Consider the following 1,211-nt stretch of genomic DNA (forward strand, 5'->3'; position numbering starts at 1 on the left):
CTCGCGGAAAATGGTTATCAGCTAGCCATAAACTATCGTAATAGTGAAACAGAGGCTATTTCTTTAGCAAACCAATTGACTGAATGTTTTGGAAACAAAAATATTGTTGTACAAGGCGATGTAGCAAACAAGGAGGATTGTATCCGAATTATTACTGAAACACTGGCTGCTTACCGTACTGTGGATGTTTTAGTCCATAATGCAGGTCCTTACATCCATGAACGAAAAAAGCTGGCCGACTACTCCTTCGAGGAATGGAACTATGTAGTCCAAGGAAATTTAAGCTCTGTTTTTTATTTGACTAAACTAGTTATCCCTTCCATGCGTAACCAAAAATGGGGGAGAATTATTACATTTGGATATGATCGCGTTGAAACTTCACCAGGTTGGATATATCGGTCAGCCTTTGCTGCAGCCAAGACAGGTTTGGCCTCACTTACAAGAACTATAGCGATTGAGGAAGCGGAACATGGGATTACGGCAAATATGGTTTGTCCAGGAGATATCATTAACCAATGGAAAGAAAGTAATATTCATGATGCAAGGGGAATGAAGGGAAATGCCCCGATTGGCAGGTATGGAACAGGTGAAGATATAGCAAGAGTCATTGCATTCTTGGTAGACGAAAAATCAGATTTTATTACAGGTAGTATCATCCCTATAACTGGGGGATTAGATGTATTAGGGAAGGTTCATAAGAATTAGTATAATTTTTTGAACTATTTGATTTTCTAGAATGAAAACTGCTCTTTTTGTTGACAATAGATAATAATCATCTATGAAAGGAGCAAAGAATATGAGTTTTAATATGAACAGAATAAACCCTAATCAAACCCAGGTATTTTTTCATGATGGCCGCTTTGAAACATTAACAAATGAGGAATTAGACGAATTTTTGCTCCAAATGGGTCTAAATGACGTGAATGAAACGATTGAACAAAACGTAACGGAATAATATATTGAATAAAATCCTAAACAAAAAGCAATCGGAAAAGGCCGATTGCTTTTTTTATGCTTCCAACAATTGTGAATCGTCTGATTGACCAGCGCCATTCCGCATTAGGTAGAAAGTGTACTGATCCTTAGGTATTTCATACAAATCATATACGTCACCATTTGCGTTCAATTGTTCATATATAGATTTTCTCGTTTCGTTTGCTTTTATTACATAAGGTAGTTTTTCAGCTGCTTTGATTGAGCGAATATTAACC

Annotated in this window: 2 protein-coding genes and 1 pseudogene; 2 read left to right on the plus strand and 1 reads right to left on the minus strand. The window is 36.7% G+C overall.

Features of this window, described 5'->3' with window-relative positions; all coding sequences use genetic code 11:
• Together V7659_RS19950 and V7659_RS19955 are read left to right on the plus strand one after the other, a co-directional pair.
• On the plus strand, positions 1-705 hold a 705-nt coding region (locus V7659_RS19950), incomplete at its 5' end, for an SDR family oxidoreductase (protein ID WP_335541673.1).
• A gap of 91 nt (positions 706-796) precedes the next feature.
• Positions 797-955 (plus strand): hypothetical protein, encoded by a 159-nt coding sequence (locus V7659_RS19955; RefSeq protein ID WP_186328562.1) that lies wholly within the window; start codon positions 797-799, stop codon positions 953-955.
• 54 nt (positions 956-1,009) lie between these two features.
• Here V7659_RS19955 and V7659_RS19960 read toward each other — a convergent pair.
• Positions 1,010-1,211: pseudogene (locus tag V7659_RS19960) on the minus strand (GNAT family N-acetyltransferase); the annotation flags it as partial.

This window comes from Neobacillus drentensis (genome assembly GCF_036966985.1).
Classification (GTDB): domain Bacteria; phylum Bacillota; class Bacilli; order Bacillales; family Cytobacillaceae; genus Neobacillus; species Neobacillus drentensis_E.